The 16,574-nt window shown below is 58.5% G+C and carries 19 protein-coding genes; 10 read left to right on the plus strand and 9 right to left on the minus strand.

Going from position 1 to position 16,574, the window contains the following annotated elements; translation table 11 throughout:
- Positions 1 to 108: 108 nt before the first annotated feature.
- The 5 genes from FJ972_RS29380 to FJ972_RS29400 all read right to left on the minus strand — a co-directional run bounded on the left by FJ972_RS29380 (position 109) and on the right by FJ972_RS29400 (position 3,671).
- Positions 109 to 1,026 (minus strand): NAD(P)/FAD-dependent oxidoreductase, encoded by a 918-nt coding sequence (locus FJ972_RS29380; protein ID WP_140525826.1) that lies wholly within the window; start codon positions 1,024 to 1,026, stop codon positions 109 to 111.
- 83 nt (positions 1,027 to 1,109) lie between these two features.
- Entirely contained in the window at positions 1,110 to 1,454 is a 345-nt protein-coding gene (locus FJ972_RS29385; RefSeq protein ID WP_224656178.1) for a SemiSWEET family sugar transporter, read from the minus strand.
- 53 nt (positions 1,455 to 1,507) lie between these two features.
- A complete protein-coding gene (locus tag FJ972_RS29390) occupies positions 1,508 to 2,425 on the minus strand; it encodes a hypothetical protein (protein WP_140525825.1) in 918 nt (305 codons plus the stop codon).
- Positions 2,422 to 2,817: a phage holin family protein gene (locus FJ972_RS29395; RefSeq protein WP_140525824.1), complete on the minus strand. Its 396-nt coding sequence runs from the start codon at positions 2,815 to 2,817 to the stop codon at positions 2,422 to 2,424. The genes FJ972_RS29390 and FJ972_RS29395 overlap by 4 nt, the downstream gene beginning before the upstream one ends.
- A 41-nt stretch (positions 2,818 to 2,858) precedes the next feature.
- Entirely contained in the window at positions 2,859 to 3,671 is an 813-nt protein-coding gene (locus FJ972_RS29400; RefSeq protein WP_181167750.1) for a hypothetical protein, read from the minus strand.
- Between the two features lie 193 nt (positions 3,672 to 3,864).
- On the opposite strand from FJ972_RS29400, the gene FJ972_RS30415 reads away from it, so the two are divergent.
- Together FJ972_RS30415 and FJ972_RS30420 are read left to right on the plus strand one after the other, a co-directional pair.
- Complete coding sequence (locus tag FJ972_RS30415) at positions 3,865 to 4,542, plus strand: alpha/beta fold hydrolase (protein WP_140525821.1); 678 nt, start codon at positions 3,865 to 3,867, stop codon at positions 4,540 to 4,542.
- The gene (locus FJ972_RS30420; RefSeq protein ID WP_140525820.1) at positions 4,464 to 4,949 is read left to right on the plus strand and encodes an alpha/beta fold hydrolase; all 486 of its coding nucleotides are present in this window, start codon (positions 4,464 to 4,466) and stop codon (positions 4,947 to 4,949) included. Before FJ972_RS30415 ends, FJ972_RS30420 begins: the two co-directional genes overlap by 79 nt.
- Here the strand turns inward: FJ972_RS30420 and FJ972_RS29410 are convergent.
- Complete coding sequence (locus tag FJ972_RS29410; protein WP_140525819.1) at positions 4,925 to 5,587, minus strand: Ku protein; 663 nt, start codon at positions 5,585 to 5,587, stop codon at positions 4,925 to 4,927. The genes FJ972_RS30420 and FJ972_RS29410 overlap by 25 nt on opposite strands.
- Before the next feature lie 307 nt (positions 5,588 to 5,894).
- On the opposite strand from FJ972_RS29410, the gene FJ972_RS29415 reads away from it, so the two are divergent.
- The 4 genes from FJ972_RS29415 to FJ972_RS29430 all read left to right on the plus strand — a co-directional run bounded on the left by FJ972_RS29415 (position 5,895) and on the right by FJ972_RS29430 (position 8,158).
- The gene (locus FJ972_RS29415; RefSeq protein ID WP_140499472.1) at positions 5,895 to 6,128 is read left to right on the plus strand and encodes a DUF6894 family protein; all 234 of its coding nucleotides are present in this window, start codon (positions 5,895 to 5,897) and stop codon (positions 6,126 to 6,128) included.
- 364 nt (positions 6,129 to 6,492) lie between these two features.
- Positions 6,493 to 7,050, plus strand: a complete 558-nt coding sequence (locus FJ972_RS29420; protein WP_140499474.1) for a DUF1003 domain-containing protein — start codon at positions 6,493 to 6,495, stop codon at positions 7,048 to 7,050.
- A gap of 258 nt (positions 7,051 to 7,308) precedes the next feature.
- On the plus strand, positions 7,309 to 7,533 hold the full coding sequence (locus FJ972_RS29425; RefSeq protein WP_246673114.1) for a DUF4142 domain-containing protein: 225 nt from the start codon (positions 7,309 to 7,311) through the stop codon (positions 7,531 to 7,533).
- A gap of 115 nt (positions 7,534 to 7,648) precedes the next feature.
- Positions 7,649 to 8,158 (plus strand): ferritin-like domain-containing protein, encoded by a 510-nt coding sequence (locus FJ972_RS29430; protein ID WP_140525817.1) that lies wholly within the window; start codon positions 7,649 to 7,651, stop codon positions 8,156 to 8,158.
- A gap of 560 nt (positions 8,159 to 8,718) precedes the next feature.
- On the opposite strand, the gene FJ972_RS29435 is transcribed toward FJ972_RS29430, so the two are convergent.
- The 3 genes from FJ972_RS29435 to FJ972_RS29445 all read right to left on the minus strand — a co-directional run bounded on the left by FJ972_RS29435 (position 8,719) and on the right by FJ972_RS29445 (position 10,390).
- Positions 8,719 to 9,162 carry a phospholipase D-like domain-containing protein gene (locus tag FJ972_RS29435; RefSeq protein ID WP_246675756.1) on the minus strand — a complete coding sequence of 148 codons (444 nt, stop codon included), beginning with the start codon at positions 9,160 to 9,162 and terminating at the stop codon, positions 8,719 to 8,721.
- Positions 9,143 to 9,844: a phospholipase D-like domain-containing protein gene (locus tag FJ972_RS29440; RefSeq protein ID WP_226880660.1), complete on the minus strand. Its 702-nt coding sequence runs from the start codon at positions 9,842 to 9,844 to the stop codon at positions 9,143 to 9,145. The genes FJ972_RS29435 and FJ972_RS29440 overlap by 20 nt, the downstream gene beginning before the upstream one ends.
- 219 nt (positions 9,845 to 10,063) lie before the next feature.
- Entirely contained in the window at positions 10,064 to 10,390 is a 327-nt protein-coding gene (locus FJ972_RS29445) for a low affinity iron permease family protein (protein ID WP_140523496.1), read from the minus strand.
- A 509-nt stretch (positions 10,391 to 10,899) separates the two neighbouring features.
- Between FJ972_RS29445 and FJ972_RS29450 the strand changes: the two genes are divergently transcribed.
- From FJ972_RS29450 to FJ972_RS29465, 4 genes are all read left to right on the plus strand, one after another.
- A complete protein-coding gene (locus FJ972_RS29450; protein ID WP_224656184.1) occupies positions 10,900 to 11,658 on the plus strand; it encodes a Crp/Fnr family transcriptional regulator in 759 nt (252 codons plus the stop codon).
- 365 nt (positions 11,659 to 12,023) lie between these two features.
- Positions 12,024 to 14,705: a PAS domain S-box protein gene (locus FJ972_RS29455; RefSeq protein WP_140523372.1), complete on the plus strand. Its 2,682-nt coding sequence runs from the start codon at positions 12,024 to 12,026 to the stop codon at positions 14,703 to 14,705.
- A 106-nt stretch (positions 14,706 to 14,811) separates the two neighbouring features.
- Positions 14,812 to 15,177 (plus strand): response regulator, encoded by a 366-nt coding sequence (locus FJ972_RS29460; protein WP_210239475.1) that lies wholly within the window; start codon positions 14,812 to 14,814, stop codon positions 15,175 to 15,177.
- Between the two features lie 1,038 nt (positions 15,178 to 16,215).
- The gene (locus FJ972_RS29465; RefSeq protein ID WP_224656186.1) at positions 16,216 to 16,572 is read left to right on the plus strand and encodes an EF-hand domain-containing protein; all 357 of its coding nucleotides are present in this window, start codon (positions 16,216 to 16,218) and stop codon (positions 16,570 to 16,572) included.
- Positions 16,573 to 16,574: the final 2 nt, after the last annotated feature.

Below are 16,574 nucleotides of genomic sequence, written 5' to 3' on the forward strand. Positions count from 1 at the left end.
ATATCCCCGCGAGGGCTGCGCCACGCGCCATCCTGTACGACTGAACGACTGAACGACTGAACGACTGAACGACTGAACGACTGAACGACTGAACGAGGGCGGACCTGTTCACTCGTTTTGCGCAAGATAGCTGTGCATATCGGTTGCGGCGATCGCCGCGTGTCCGAAGGCGACCGCGACCTGGTTGATTTCGTCAACCACATCGCCTGCGGCGTAGAGGCCCGCAATTGCGGTTCGCTGGCGCGAATCCACGACAAGATTGCCGATTTCGTCACATTCCGCGCCGAGGTTGGTGGCCAGCTTCGATCGCATCGTGCAGCCCAATGCGGGATAGATGGTATCGAAAGACAGCGTGTTTCCGGCAACGAGCCTGATGGTCGCCTGATGGCCGGCAGAGCGGATCGAGCCCGGGAGGCACGCGTGCACCTTGATTCCAGCCTTTTTGAGCAAGGCGTCGGCGGCGGGGTCGAATCGAGTTGTCGTCTCGACCAACATGGTGACGTCACTTGTGTAGCTTCGCATAAACAACGCCATCTTCATTGCGTGATCTGCCGGGCCCATCACCGCAACCCGTCCGTCGATGACCTCGTAGGCGTCACAGATCGGACACAGCCGCAACGTGCCGGCCTTGATCATATCGGCGGCGTCGGGCGTGTCTGGAAGCGTATCGACAATACCGGTGGCCATGAGCACCGCGCGAGCCCGAATGGGAACCGATGCCGTGGCGATGAAATCGGTCCCACCCCGCTTAATGTCGTGGATCGTATCGTCCACGAGATCGACTCCGCTCAGCAGTGCCTGCTGCCGCAGACGATCAAGCAGCTCAACACCGGCAATACCGTCAGGAAACCCGGGACAGTTGTGGGTTACCGGTATCCACTTTGCGCGGCTTTGGCCGGCATCCACAAGGACGATCCGGCGCCGAAAACGCCCCAGGTAGGTCGCGGCGGTCAGGCCGGCCGGTCCGCCGCCGATGACCAGGCAGTCGTATGATTCGCCAGGACGGATTTCATCGTCTGAAACCACAAGAGAACTCCCGACATGAGCGCGTCATTCCTGGCTGCCACCGCTGAGCGCCTCGTAAACCTCAGAACGCAACCAAACGAAGATCATCGCTCAGTCCTTGAGGCAGCGGGATCCAGCACGTCCGCGACCGCGTCCTTCTTCGCGCGAGGAAGGAGCGTCATCAGAAGAATGAATGCCGAGAGAACGAGACAGGCGGCGTTTGTGATGATGATCGGCCACTCGCCTTTCATGGACCCGAAGATGAGCCAGAGGGCGAACCCTGCTGCCGTAATCGCATACATAGGCGCGGAGATACTGCCCGTGTCTCGCGTCTTTATGATCTTCCAGGCTTGCGGCGTAAAGCTCACCATCGAACATAGTGCCGCGAGATAGCCGACCAGTGTCTCAGTTTCCATGCAATCAAACCGTCGGCGCGCGGTTTTGTTCACGACGGGTGTCTCTAAGTTCAATTTGACCGCTGCCCTGGCACCCTGCAGATGGCTTAGGGCTTGGCCGTGGAGGACTGATCCGATTCGGGAAGTCGATCTCGAACCGCCTTTTCGGTAGTTTTTGCGGTGGCCTTGACGACCTCACCGACCTTACCGGCTAACGTGTCGGCGGTGCCGCTCGAGCCCTGCCGGTCCGCCTCGCTCTTGACTGTCTCGTAAGCTTCGGCAGCGATCTCTTTCGCTTGCTCCACGCCGTCCTCTAAAGCACTGTTGGCGCTGCCAAGTAGTTTGTCGCGGTAGCCGCCGAGTTGCTCGTCTTCCATGGTTGTGCGAGGCAGAAGCACGCCTATAGCCGTACCCGCCGCCAGGCCGAGGACGGCAAGTGCCAGTGGTTCGCGCTCAAATAGTTCCTGCGCGGTTCGACTCGCCTGCACAGCCATATCACTCGCACTGGAGCCAAGCTGCCCCACGGTGTTTACAACCTTATCCTTGGTCTCGCCAGCCGCAGTTGCGGCCGCTTCGCTTGCATTGCTCGCAATCGAGCCAGCGGTCGCGCCGGCATCCGAGAGCATCTCTGCGACCGCCGATGGTCCACCATTGGGGATCTCTTGTCCGGAACTCGGCCCTTCCGCAGCCCCCGTCACATCGCTGACCCCGAACGTCCCCCCATCCGTGTCGGCCTGATTGTTGACAGCCTGGGTTGCAGGAGAGCCACCCGCCGAAGCACCGCTGCCAAGCATCAGCCAAGCCAGGCCGGTCCCAACCAGCATCAGGGCCAAAGGGTTGTCGCTGACTTGGGTCTGGAATCTGCTGAGGGCGGCGGTCCCTGCGCCGCCAGAAAACAACCCGGTGAATTCGTCGATCAACTGACCGGGTGTCATTTTGCTGCGGATGGATTCGGCGGTATCGACGACCGCTGCGCGGGCAATCTCGGCTTCGCGTTCGAGTTCGGCTGCCGATTTCTCGCTCATCTCATTTGTCCTTTGATCACACGCGCATCGCTGTTGAGTTGTTCTTGTGTGCGGTCAGGAGCCAATCCGGAAGGCGCAATGCCGGCCATTCCCGTGCGAAGGAGAATCACCCCCAGGATCGCCACGACGACACCGACGAGCAGCGAGGCCCACCCGGCCCCCAGACCCGCCTTAGCCAAAGCGATCACGAGCGCTTGGAGCAGTACCACCAGCGATGCCAGCAAGCACACGGCACCGCCTACGACTTCGACCACGCCGTGCCCGGCTTTGCTGACGTTTTCGGATATTTCGGCCCGCAGAAGCCTTGTTTCGGTCTGTAGCAGGGTCGTCACTTGCTGTGTAAGGTCGCTCACAAGGCTCGCGAGACTGCGGCCGTCCTGATCGTTGTTCATCGGTCATGCTCCGTGCTCGGCCAAGAAAGTGGCTGCATTCGTTATGACGTGAGGTCGTCCCGTGGAGAGCTGCCTGTGGTCTTCGGGCGCGTTACAGTCTTTGGGGCGCCACTGCTTTTCAGCCGACCGTCCGCTTCGCTCGAATCAGCGGGTTGCGAGCTTTTGATGAAGCGTCCCAGAGCCAAACCGGCGAAAACCGACCCGGCGATAAGCACTCCAGAGTTTTCGCGCCCGAAGGACCTGACCTCGCCTAAGACTTGTTCGACTGGTTTGTCCCGCAAAGAGGACGAGAGGCGCTCCAGCCCGCCAGCGGCAGTAAGCACGAACTTCGAAACGGTGGCTTGATCGCTGTTGGCCAGATGCTCACTTGCTGCCCGCAACGCGCCCCCAAAAGCGGCTAAGCTCGCGCTCATGTCGCGCTGCGTTTCCTGCGCCTTCCCTGACAAAGCCTCCTGCGCTTCCGACGCGTACTCGCCAGCTTTGCTGACGACTTCGTCACTGGCGTCGTGAATCAACCGGGTGGCATTTTGGGTTTCTTCCTGGAGCCGGTCGGAGAGCTCGCTCTTTGCCGTATCGAAATCGGATGCTGGACGTCCTGGATCGCCTTCGCGTTGCATAATGGCTCCTAGTGAAAACCGAGGAAGGAGAGAATTGCCAGCACGACGACAACGAGACCTATGAGATAAATGACGCTGTTCACGGCCTGATTTCTCCATTTTCGTCGAAAGCAAACACGCTGAACCGCGCGATGTTCCATCAGCCAAAACTTTTTTAGCTCCCTTAGATTTAAAGACCCCCTGCGTGGGTTGATCGTGCGAGTTGAACGCGAGCACGTCGCCATGTTTGGAGCCCAAGGGTTACTCGTCACCGGTGCTCTTTTGGCTATCCAGTCTGTGGAAACGGCTGGCAAGACTAACGCCTCCCCCGGCTGTCATTCGACCTTCCGCGGGCTCAATCTCGAGGAGCCCTAGGCCGAGCTAAGCCCGTAGCCTCGTTCGAAGGTCAGGCGATCAGGCGCCGGAACAACCTTGTGGCGTCTCAGTTCGGATGGCGAAAACGGTGAGCCTTTTGGGTGCGACGTCCCAGCGGCGATTCGCCAGTCGCCGCAACCTACGCAAGGAGCACGGCAGCTTGTCTTTCCGGTTTCAATTCTCACTGAAACGATCATCACGCGTCTGGGTCGGCGGCCTGGTTGCGGCGGTGGCCTTGCTAGCGTTGAACAATCGAGCAGCGACCAAGCAAGCGCTTTCCGTCCGCGCGAAAGGAAGGACCATAGAGGTCGACGGTGTCCGCCTTCGATATGTCGAGGCTGGAAGCGGCAGGGACCTGGTTCTCCTGCATGGGAACGGTTCCGCCGCTGAGGACTTCCAAACCAGCGGTCTAGTCGACAAAGCAGCCAAGCGTTATCGCGTTATTGTATTCGACCGCCCCGGGTTTGGCGGAAGTACTCGGCCGCGCGGTCGCCTATGGACCGCCGCGGCCCAGGCAGATCTGCTCCAGAGCGCCACGCAGAGGATCGGGGCAGACAATCCCATCGTTCTTGGGGGGCATCGATCGCCCTCCAGTGGGCGGCCCGGTATCCGGACGAGATTGGTGGCGCGGTTCTCCTCTCCGGCTATCATTTCCCCTCCGCAAGGTTCGATGCCATGCTTGCCGCCCTGCCGGCACTGCCAATCGTGGGAACCATCATTTGCCACACCATCCTGCCGCCTGTCGTCAGGCTGATCTGGCCCGTTTTGATGCGCCGCCTGTTTGGGCCGCAACCTGTCCCGCCAGAGTTTTCAAATGCTTTGCGAGATCTGGTCAGCGCACCGTCGCACTTGCGAACGACTGCCGCGGAATCTGGTCTGCTGATCCCCGTTGCCGCGTTGGCTCCCAAGACCGCAGGGAGGACAAACGCGCCGATAGGTATCATGGCCGGGGACGCGGACAGCCTGCTCGACACCAACTATCATTCCCAACATTTGCACGCGGTCCTACCGGGCTCGATGATGCGCATCGTCGCGGGTGCCGGTCACATGGTTCATCATGCTGCGCCGCACCTTGTGCTCGAGATGGTGGACAGCATCGCGGCAGCCGGATCGCTCTCACCTGAAGAAGCTGCTTACTATGCTCCTGCACCGCGCGAATGACTCGGGCGGTAGCCCCGAGCCCGGGCGGCCAATCGATCTTTTCTGATCCAGGCACAGAGTCGTTTTGTCATAATTCGAAGAAAGCTTTTCGGGTCTTTGAATATAGTCTCTTCCGAGATCATCTCGTCATGGGTCCGCAACTCGGTAAGCAGCATTCCCTTGCCATAGGGCTGTATCACGACTTCGCGCCCGCGTTGGTACAGCACCACGCAGGACCGCGCCGCCACACCCTTGGCCATCGCTTCGCGCAGCACGGAGAAGGCCTCGGTGGAAGCACCGTCGGCAGGGATCAGGTAATAAGGCTTTTCCAGGTAGCGCGTGTCGATATCCTTGATGGCGACAAACTCGTCGACCTCAAGCGTGTGCTCAGACGTCATCTTTAGCTTTTTGATCTCGTCCGGTTCGACCTTGATGAAATCGCCCGCGTCTGCCTCGTAGCCTTTGACTTGGTTTTCGCTATCGACGACATCGCCCGTCTCTTCGTCAACATAGGCAGCCTTGACAGGCAATCCATCTTTCCGATTCAAAATCTTGAAGTGGATTTTCGATGCCTCGCTGGTTGCACCCACAAGCTTCACTCCGCACGACACGGACCCGACTTTTAAAATCCCTTTCCAAACTGCTCGTGGGGCTGCCATGCAGTCCTCCTGTCGGGCCGATCCTCGGCACAAACGTCAGCCAGATCGTTATGTTCCGCCCGCCTGACTTGGATTGCCGCCGGCGACTGTGCCTGGGTTGAGTGGGCCTGATCCAACGACACATGCTCCAAGGAAATGAGGCGCTCATGCCACCGCGGACTGAACGTCAGGCCAACGCACGATTTGGACCAGAAACTCGATTGCGATCGTACGCGATAAAAAAATCCTGCCTCACAACAAAATCCAGCTTGGAACCTTCTGAAATCGCCAAGGTTCGGACAGAAAGGCCCCGAACGGATACACGAACATGGCACGCTTCTTTTTTGATCTTACTGAAAATGGAAACGTTACTGAAGACAACGAGGGGAGCGAACTTCCCGATACGGAGACCGCTACAGATGAAGCTGTAAAGGCTTTGACCGAAATAGCGAGAGAGACACTCCCCCATGACGGCAATGAGTGCGAACTCGCTTTCATCATACGCGACGAGGAGCGACCAATAGCAGAGGCAGTTATACGGTTCGAACTTCGCCCGCTTTAAAGCGCTCCCCGGGCTGAAATCCATCGATCTGGCGACGCTCTCGGCAGGCGATCCTTGTCTGGTCGGAGAGTGTCCTGAAGCGCTCCATGTCGTTTCGGATTGCACAACTGCATCAGCCTCCACTACCATCAGAACCTCCCGTTTCGCTAGCGACTCCTCATCCGCGTATCCTATCGCGGCCTTCGACCGGCAAGTCGCCAGGCCCATTTGCGGCGTTGACCGTCTCGCTTACCGAACACCTCTGATAGGTATGTCTCATTGGGTGAGCCATTCGTGATGAAGGTCCGTCAGCGCTCCTGAGGCTGCATGGATCGAAACGCCAACCGACCAGTTAAGTGGGTCAGGTGGAGACACGGAGAGAGCTATGCGCCCAAACACCTCAGGCAATGACATGGGATCCGCCACCCCAACCACACCACCCGCGGACGGCCTCGCTCCTGCCTTGGCCCGCAACATCGAAGCAATCGTTCAACGACGGAAGCGCGATGCGAACGCTGCCACTGCGGAGCAACGCGCCGCGGGAGCAATTAGCCAGTTCGCAGGCAGCATGATGTTCGTCTATATCCATCTTGTTTTCTTTGGGGGCTGGATCGTCCTCAATATCAAGCCCGTCGGCTTTGTTCAGCCTTGGGACCCATCCTTGGTTATCCTGGCGATGATTGCATCCGTGGAGGCGATCTTTTTGTCCACCTTCGTGCTCATCAACCAGAACCGGATGGCCGCTGAGGACGATGCGAGAGCAGACCTCGATCTTCAGGTCAGCCTGCTCAACGAACACGAGACGACCAAGCTCATCAAGATGGTCGAGGAGATTGCCAAGCGCATGAATGTTGCCACGGAAGCGGACGATGAATTGAAGGAACTGAAGCGCGACGTGGCACCTGAAGCTGTTCTCGACAAGATTATGGAGGCAGAGGAGTAGAGGAGGTGTCGCCAGTATCTCACCGATAGGCGAAACCGTGTCGATGAACGCTCGTTTGCTGTCAGCAGGGCTGGCGGGTACAAAGTAGCCGCAGACAAAGACGATCCCTTCGCACACTTGCCCCCTCCGACATGGCTCCCTGCGTCGCAGCCGCTATACCTGGCACGACATGTGTCTCGTCGGATCCATTCGGTATCCCACACTGCACCTTTATCAGCGGCCTCCCTTCGCCGCTGCCATTGCCGGCAGAAGCTGGCATTGGTCGAATTCGATCTGGCTTACATCAGCGGCCAGATCGTCGACCATCAGAAGACTGTGCAACTCCTTGAATGGGAGATCGGCTCCGGCCGGGATCCGGATGTCCAGCATTTCGCCTCCGATATCCTGCCGGCCGTACTGGAGCACCTGCGAATGGCGCGGGACGTCCGCAGCAAGCTGGTGAACCCGGCATTGGCCGATGCCTCGGGCCAGAGCAAGAAGTGACCGTCGCGTCGGCGGTCAATCCGCGCGTCGACAGCCTCTGGCCGAGCCTGCCATAGCCCGGGCGGAACCATCCTCTCCACTCGCGGTTTGGGCAGGCAACCCAAGGGAGACCTTCATGACACAATCGCGCGATTGGTTGATACAATGGCTGAGGGACGCTCACGCTATGGAGGAGCAGGCGGAGACGATGCTCTCCGGGCAACTGTCACGCCTCGAGAGCTATCCGGAGCTCGGCGACCGCATCCGTCAGCATCTCGACGAGACGCGACAGCAGGCCTCACGGCTGAGAACCTGCCTTGACCGGATCGGAGAGGGATCTTCCGCGATGAAAGACGCAGGTGGCAAGCTCACCGCCATGGCCCAGTCGATCAGCGGCGTGTTCGCCGGCGACGAGGTGATGAAGGGGTCGCTCGCCAGCTATACTTTCGAGCATATGGAGATTGCCTCCTACATGATGCTCATCGCCGCGGCCCACGCCGAAGGGGAGGCCGAGGTGGCGCGTGTCTGTGAGCAGAATCTGCGCGAAGAGGAAGCGATGGCGGATTGGCTCAAGAGCCACCTCGCCGAGACGACGCAGATGTTCCTGTCTCGCGCCGCGGCCGACAGCGATGCCGCGAAACGGTGACGCCCAAATGGCGCGGGCGGACTTTTTTTCTGACGATCGGGTCCGCGGGCGGCTCTTGCGCCGGCCGCTGGGTCTTAGGTCGCAGCTAAGAGCCCGCTTCTCCTCCCACAAGAGCGGACTCTTGTCTCGAGTTTATGATCGGCCGCGGATTCGTCAGGGCACGGGTGGGGCAACATGAAGCGACTTCTGTCAGATCTCGCCGCAATGGCTGAGCCCGGCTTCTGGATCGCCTTGGGGCTTTTGGCGCTGCCTTACGCAAGTGGGCGTATTCGTCCTCATTAAGACATGCCGGTGCCTCTGATCGCTCAGGCTTCCAGCCGCCCATGCGCGGACCTTAATACACCATCGTTGAGAGCACTTTCGGGTCTCACTGTCATGATCGCAAAGGGGCCGCGTGACCGACGAGGTGGGGATGCATCGACCGATGAAGTTGCAGGGCGCGTGTTGAGCAATCCGCTCGGTGTTATTGCGGGGTTGCTCCCATTCTTGCGCGTGGCGCACCATATTAGCCATTTGACGGGCGCAGATGCCGTTTGCGGGGACTCGCCCACCAAGAGGCTCTAGAGTTGCGAGTGTAGTCTGCTGGCCAGCCAGTCCGATACTTTTTCGGTCAGGGGGCGCGCTTCCCATTCGCCCAAACTGATCTGCCTTGATCGCGCAAGATCCTGGCTGAACAGGTCGATCTGCGTTTTGGCAAAATCCCGGCCGTAGACATTCAGCGTGGCTTCGTCGTTCAGCCGCAAAGAGCGCTCGTCCAGGTTGGCAGAGCCAAAGCTCGTCCAGACGTCGTCGACGATCAGGAGTTTGGGATGATACATCGTTGGCTGGAACTCGAAGATCCGGACCCCAGCTTTGAGCAAGTCGCCCCAGAAGTACCGCGAGCCCTTTCGGACCAGGGGCACGTCTGTGAGCCAGTTGGGCACGATCACGTCGACTGCTACCCCTCGTTTCCTGGCGTCCAAGATCTGCTGCAGGGCAATATCGTCAGGCACGAAATAGGCCATTCCGATGCGAAGATGATCCCTGGCGGCAGCGATCGCCGCCAGGGATCATCAGTTCCATGTTCTCCGAGCCATTTGGCTGCGATGACAGGATCAGCTGAGCGCTAAGCGACCCCGCAGGTTCGGAGGGTGGGTAGAACTTCTCACCTTGCAATGTCTCGCCGGCCGTCTCCAACCAGTTTTCCGCGAATGCCGCCTGGAAGGCAGACACTGCGGGTCCTTTGACTTGATAGTGCGTGTCGCGCCACTCATCTGGATTGCGGGCGTTTCCGAGCCAGTTGTCGGCAATACCGACGCCGCCGGTGAACGCGACCAGCCCGTCAACGATGAGCAGCTTGCGATGGGTCCGGTTGTTTACACGATCCAACGTATACCAATGAATAGGTCTATAGCGCTGGAACCGCACGCCGGCGCTTGTCATGATCTCGATCAGGTCTTCATCGAACGGCAGGCTGCCGACCCAGTCAACGAGCACACGGACCTCGACACCCTCCCGGGCTTTGGTTGCCAACGCGGTCGCGAACTCATAACCGACGGCCCCCGACCAATAGATATAGGTCTCGAAATCAATTGTAGACCGAGCCGCATGGATTGCCTGCAGCATTGAAGGAAAGATCTCATCTCCGTTGACAAGGGTTTGTACCGCGTTTGAATCGAACAGCTGTCCTTGCGAATAACTGCTCATGCTCCTTGCAAAATCGGGATCCGACGCGTCGAAACGGTGCGGGACAAGCGCTCGCAAAATGCGTGGCTCTGGTGCCAAGTTTATGCTGAGCAACGTGATCAGGCTGGCGATGACGGCAACGGCCACGTATTTGAGGCTGTTAAGCAGCCTTCCCCGGTTTACGCCAAACCTCACTGGGTCCGCACCCGCCCGTAGCGCCGCGAGTCCGCATGGCACATCTCAATCGCCCTGCTGTTTACGAGTGCGATGCTTTTCGATTTCCTCTGGTTCCTCATCATCGATTCTGGTGATGTTCGATGCCGAGCTATTCGTTCGCAACATCTCATCCAGCTTGGCATGGATCGCCTGCGTGTCGCGATGTTCTGCGCGTTGAATGAACAGTGTCATGGCCCAGGTGAACAGGGTCGCCGCGCCGTGCCAGTTCAAACTCGCCCTGTCGAGAAATAGCCAAAGGGCCGTGTAAGCCAGCAGCACCAGGAATGCTGCCGGCCGAGAGGTCAACGTGCCAATTGAGGTGAGCACGCTCGTGATCGGGTGATTTGCCATCATCAAGAACTTTCGACTGCAACGCGGGTTCCCATTCTTGGGCCAAGCTCGCGAACGTGCTTGAAGGGTTTTGCCGCAAGCTGATCCGACATCTTGGGCGGCCACAGTTTTGGACGAAGCCGGAACTTGGCGACGATGGTCGGATGCGCTGGCGTGAAGGTGTCGTTCCACGGCAGATATGAAGCCTTCTTCATGTGTGGCGGAACCTTCGGCGTCGTGCAGCTTTACGTTCTTTAGGTGGAGATCATGAGGGGAGATGTAGCTCGTCTTCGCTGGCGTGGTGGTGTGCAGCACGCGGGCGAGCGCGCGGTGACACCACTCTGATGTCCGCGCGAAGAAATGGATCGCTAGCTTGCCGCCTTCGACCCGCGGACAGTCGTACCATCCTAATGGTCCGACACTCGGCGATTCTCGGAACGTGACTACTTCCAAGTGATGGGGCGAGGTATGGCACGCGATACAACCTGACCTGAGCTTTTGAGCCCGCTCGATATTAAGGAGGTAACCCCTTGCCAGGTGAGACGATACTGCCGAACAGATCAGGTTTCGATCTCTCCGTGTTGTTCAAGGTGCTGGAACGACGGGACGATCTCACGGCCCAAGACCGGGCAGTACTTAAGGACGGCCCCTGGCGCGTGCGTGACTACGAAGTCGACGACGAAATCGTCGTGGAGCACTCCGAACCCAAGGAGAGCTGCGTTATCGTCTCGGGGATCACGGGAAGAAATGTCACCTTCGCCGACGGCAGGCGTCAGATAACGGCCCTCCACATTCCAGGCGACTTCGTTGATCTGCATGCATTCCTGTTGCACGTTATGGACCACAACGTCGTTGCTTTGGCGCCAACTCGCATGGCGTTCATCGGGCATGATACGCTGCATCGGATCACTGAGACCCACCAGCATCTGTTCCGCGTGCTGACAACGGTATTGGCGGTGGATGCCGCCATTCAGAGGGTTTGGATCGCGTGCCTCGGGCGCCGGTCCGCAGAGGCCCACCTGGCGCACATCATTTGCGAGATGTTCCTGCGTATGGAGGTCGTCGGCTTGACCCGGGAATGGTCATTCGAATTTCCTGTCACGCAAAGCATGCTGGCGGATACGGTGGGGCTGTCGATTGTCCATCTCAATCGGACGCTTATGGCATTGCGCCGTGCTGGCCTTATCACCTGGCAGCGTAAGGTCGTGACCATCACGAACTGGGATCGCTTGGTGCGAGCCGCCGAGTTCGACGCGACTTATCTCAACCTTCGCAAAGAGCCGCGATAGAGACTTTTACTCGCGTGCTTCGTCACCTCCCAGCAGCAATGATGGCCCAAGCAATGGCGCACGGCACGCTCGGCTTGAGAGGCAGGTGGAGGACCCCAACGGGCAAATTGCCGACGCACTCCTCAACCACCTCGGCCCGTGCACAATCGTGCTAACGGATAGTGCTTCGGCCGCACGGCAGGCGATTTTCTTCAGGCTCCTCTGCTGCAATTGAACCTATCCGGGCGGCCCTCAAGCACGCGATCCGCGGTGTTCATGCATCTTGGGCTAAGGGATCTGATGCGTCTGGCGCCGATTAAAGCGGTCAGTTTGGAACTTTTCATCCCCACAAGCGTTCGAAGGGGCTTGTGGGGACGGGGTGCCAAATGAAGCAAGGGATTCTTCCTGCTCAAGTCGACGAGGTAGCCTCTCTCTCGGAGGTTCCCGATCCGATACTCACCAATGAGTTTGAGGATTTCTTCGAGAATGCCGCCATCGCACTTCACTTCGTCGGGAAAGATGGCACCATCCTGCGTGCCAATCGCGCGGAATTGCAAATGTTGGGATTCACGGCCGACGAATATGTAGGCCGCAACATTCGCGATTTCCACGCAGATCAGGTTGCTATTGGAGACATATTGGACCGCCTGTCCCGGCGGGAGGAACTTAAAAACCACCGCGCCCGGCTGCGTGCCAAAGATGGCTCGACCCGCTGGGTGGAGATAACCTCCAACGTTCGCGCATTGGGTGACCGCTTCCTCAATACCCGCTGCATCACCATCGATGTGACTGAAACGGTCAAGGCGCAGGAGCTTATCCGCGAACAGGAGCGGCGCCTTGCCATCACCTATGAGAACGCTGCCGCTGGTATTGTGGAAGCAAACGCCGAAGGCCAACTGCTGCGGGTAAATTCCCATCTGTGTGACCTTTTGGGCTACACGCAGGATGAGCTGATTGGACGATCGATTTTTGACCGCACCTTTCCCGCCGATGCTGAAGCAGATCGCGAGCAGTATCGACGGCAAGTGGCTGGCGAGATCGACAGCTACACACTTGAAAAGCGATTTGTTCGCAAGAATGGATCAGTTTTTTGGGCTGTTGTGAATTCGTCGAGCGTTCATGACTGCGACGGGTCATTTCGATACGCTGTACGTGTCCAGCACGATATCAGCGAGCGCAAGCGGGTTGAGGCGGCGCTTGCCAAACGTGCCGAGGAACAGGGTGCGATACATCGATTCACCGAAATGCTGCAGCATGCGCGCACGCAAGAGGATGTGTATGCGCCGGCGCTCGATGCAATCCAACGTGCGCTCCAATGCCAGCGTGCTTCGATATTGCTGTTGGATAAAAACGGGCGCATGAAGTTTGTGGCTTGGCGTGGCCTGTCCGACACTTACCGCGTAGCGGTGGAAGGACACTCGCCTTGGTCAGCGGAGAGCCAAGATCCGCAGCCGATCTGTGTTGACGATGCACACCAAGCGGATTTGCCGGAAGAATTGAAACAAGCGATCCAGACTGAGGGCATTGGTGCGGTCTACTTCATTCCGATCACACAAGGTGGACGGCTTCTGGGCAAATTCATGGCCTACTTCGACCAGCCTCAAGAGCACTCGGAACAGCAGATTGAAACGGGTCGGACCATCGCTCGTCAGCTCGGTTTCGGTATCGAACGCATAAAGGGCGAAATTGCTGCTCAAAGGCTGGCAGCAATCGTGGAGTCTTCCCATGACGCGATCGTCAGCAAGGATTTGAATGGGATCATTTTGACATGGAATCGCGGGGCTGAGCGCCTGTTCGGCTATTCGGCCTCGGAAGTGCTCGGCAAGCCGATCACGATCATCATCCCTCCGGATCGGCTGCAAGAGGAGCCGCTCATCCTGGGTCGAATACGCAAGGGCGAAATTGTCGATCATTTCGAAACAGTCCGGCGCCACAAGGATGGGTCGCTAGTGGACATTTCTCTGACTATATCGCCTGTCCGAGACGCAGCGGGCCGTATCGTTGGCGCCTCCAAAATTGCCCGGGATATAACTGCGCAGAAAATTGCGGAAGCAAAGGTGCGCGACAGTGAACGTCACCTTCAGGATCTTCTCGCGGCCATCCCTGCTGCAATCTACACGACCGATGAGCAAGGCAAGATCACCTATTTCAATGAGGCAGCGGTCGAACTCGCCGGCCGCACGCCGGTGATCGGCAGTGATGAATGGTGCGTCACCTGGAAGCTCTATTGGCCAGATGGAACGCCACTTCCTCACGACCAGTGTCCAATGGCTGTTTCCCTTCGTGAAGGGCGGCCGGTCCGGGGAGTTGAGGCGATTGCCGAGCGGCCGGACGGCACGCGGATTCCATTCATTCCCTATCCGACGCCGATGCGGGATGCAGCTGGAGCAATTGTCGGCGGCATCAACATGCTGGTCGACGTCAGCGAGCGCAAGCAAGCTGAGACACAACAGCGGATCCTGCTTAACGAACTCAACCATCGCGTTAAGAACAACATGATGATGTTGAAGTCCTTGCTTTCGGTAGCGGCCAGGACCAGTCAAAATTCGGAGGCTCGCAAGACGCTCGACGAGGCGAGCAAGCGAGTGGCAACCATGGCTGCGGCTCAACGTGTTCTCTACGACACCCCAGACGCATCCAATTTCAGCGCGCCACTTTTTCTCGGGGCCATTTGCGAAACGACAAAGCAGGTGTTTCCAGCGAACGTCCAACTCATTTGCGACGCCGATCCCATCCAGTTGCCCAACGATATCGCGATGCCGCTTGCGCTCATACTCAATGAGCTTTTGGTCAATGCCGTCAAACATGGATCTGCGGGCAAGGCAAGCATCATTCGGGTTGGGATCAAGCAGCACGGTCAAAAGCAGGTGTTGACGGTAGAGGATGAAGGTTCAGGTTTCGATCTGAGGGCGGTGCGTCCTTCCTCGTCAGGTTTGCGGTTGGTTGAGGGGTTGGCGCGACAGATTGGTGGGATTTTCGAAGTTGAGCGAGATCCGTCTCGTTGCATCGTGATTTTTTCTCAGGCTCCCGGGGAGAACGGCTTTGACCTTAAAAACGGCAATGTTTGAGACAGGCCGAACGGGGGAGTCGAACCAGCCATTCAGACCTCAGTTGGTTTTCTCCAGAGATGATGGGATTGGAGCAGAAGCGAGAATTTCCGGCAAACCATGCATCATGATCGTCGAAGACGACTACCTCATAGCCCTCGATGTCGAGGCTAGTCTTAGCGATGCCGGTTTTGTGTTGGCTGGGATAGCCAGCACAGCCGAGGAGGCGATCATAATTGCGCGCTCGGCTCAGCCTGCGATTGCCCTGATGGATATCCGCTTGCTTGGCAAGCGGGACGGAATTGACGCAGCGTTGGAACTCTACCGGGACTTCGGCATACGGTGCATCTTCGCAACCGCGCACGCTGACCGCGACGTAAAGCTTCGAGCCGAAGCGGCAAGACCACTCGGCTGGGTTCAGAAACCCTACTCTACGGCGATGCTCATCGAAGCCATCCAAAACGGTTTGCAGGAGCTCGACAACAAAGGCTGAGCGTCACAGCCGGCAGCCAGTGCTGGCGAAGCCCTGGCTTTGAAATTAACGGACGTAATCTTCGTTGCTATCGCGAATTGGTACGCTCCAAGCTGGCCGGCTGATCGATTGCGACTGTACGCATACAGACCACCGGATCCATTTTGCCTGGCCTGACAACCCAGGAGGCCTGGTATCAGGCCAATAGCATGGGCCTGCAATCATACCGGGTTTGGTTAGATACCATAGTGCCGACAAATCTCTCCGTCACTTCGACCGAAGTCCGGCTTCGGGCCGTGGCCATGGAACTGCCGAAGGGCATCGGCACACCACGGCAGCGCGATTGGCTACTCGGAGTATGTCGCAGGGATTTCCGATGTGAGCTTCTTCGGCGAAGCCGCCAAACGCTGTCTCGACATCGTGCACGCAAACACGCCCGCATGGAAGGACACCTTACGATGGACGTCGCAGAGTGGGTTAGCCAATCTCCCGACCGTCAATATCGGCCCGTGGTGGCGCGACTACCATAGATCGCTGGAGAGGCTGCACACCGGCTATGCGCGTTCGATGTCCTGCCCGTCTCTCGGCGATGTCTGCTCCAGGACTGCTCGCCCTCTTCCTGACCGGCGCTTTTTCGGTCGGCAGTTAGAGCTCGGGGCCGTTCGGCACGGAGCCGCTCTTCTTGAACGGATGCCATCGACGACCGCTTTCCAGACGCAAGCGAAGGTGCTCCCGCTGCCCGACCTGAACGTCGCGGACCGTCAGTCGGAAAGGACCGACGCATCCGGCTCGGCTGCTAGCCGAGCGTGCGAATCGGAACCAAAGTTTGAGGAGCAAGTTTGGCCGTGAACGCCGAAGTTTGGCACAACCATCCAAGGAAGGAGAAGCCGATGAAAGCGCAATGCGGGCCGGCGGCAGTTTGCCGCTGCTTTGGTTTTGTTGAGCTTGCCGGCGATGGCCCAGACGAGCGGGACACCGGACCTTAAGCTGCCAACGCAGCAGTCTGGATCCACGCCGCCCCCCGGCCCCACCGGACATATCGACGACCAGACGCGTGAAATGATGCGCCAGATGATAGACGAGATGTTGCAGGAAAAGCTGCAGGGAGATGGCGGTCCCGAAGGAGGACCTCCGCACCGCAAAGGTTGGCACCGGGACATCGCACAAGGGCCTCGCGAGGCGGGCAGGATATCTCGAAAGGCTGATCGCATGGGGCCCCGCATGATGTACTTTGCCCGTATGCAAATAATGTTTGCGATAATGGACGCCGACGGCGATGGAGCCCTTTCGCACAGCGAGATCCAGGATGTGATCGGGCGGATATTTGACGCCGTCGACGAGAACGGCGATGGCAGGATTGACCTCGAGGAGATTCAATCCTTCTCACAGGGTCGTGGAGGTGGAGACATGCAGTAGCG

The organism is Mesorhizobium sp. B2-1-1, from assembly GCF_006442975.2.
Classification (GTDB): Bacteria; Pseudomonadota; Alphaproteobacteria; order Rhizobiales; family Rhizobiaceae; genus Mesorhizobium.